The sequence below is a fragment of the Nocardia exalbida NBRC 100660 genome (genome assembly GCF_000308575.1).
Taxonomy (GTDB): Bacteria; Actinomycetota; Actinomycetes; order Mycobacteriales; family Mycobacteriaceae; genus Nocardia; species Nocardia exalbida.
In genome coordinates this window covers 1-354 of record NZ_BAFZ01000140.1, presented here as the reverse complement: position 1 = coordinate 354, position 354 = coordinate 1, and the positions used below count along the sequence as shown (strand labels likewise).

The following is a 354-nucleotide window of genomic DNA, read 5'->3' as shown; positions in this document are numbered from 1 at the left end:
TGTACCAGCGGGTGCGACCGCGGTGATCTGCGTCGCGGAGTTGACCGTGAACGAAGTTGCCGGTGTGCCACCGAAAGTGACCGCTGTGGCTCCGGTGAATCCTGTTCCGGTCAGCACCACCGTTGTTCCGCCGGTCACTGGTCCCGCACTGGGAACCACCGTGGCCAAAGTCGGTACGGGAATGTAGCTGTAGGACACCCCATTACTGGTTCCGCCCGCGGTGGTGACGGTGACCTGAACGGTTCCTGTTCCGGCGGGTGCGACGGCGGTGATCTGTGTCGCGGAGTTGATTGTGAACGAAGTAGCCGGTGTGCCACCGAAAGTGACCGCTGTGGCCCCGGTCAGGTTCGTCCC

General features: G+C 63.3%; 1 protein-coding gene. It reads right to left on the bottom strand.

Translation table 11 applies throughout. The features are described 5' to 3' along the window. Positions 1 to 345: IPT/TIG domain-containing protein (locus ON29_RS37890; RefSeq protein ID WP_373283943.1), on the bottom strand; the 345-nt coding region annotated here is incomplete at its 3' end. Positions 346 to 354: the final 9 nt, after the last annotated feature.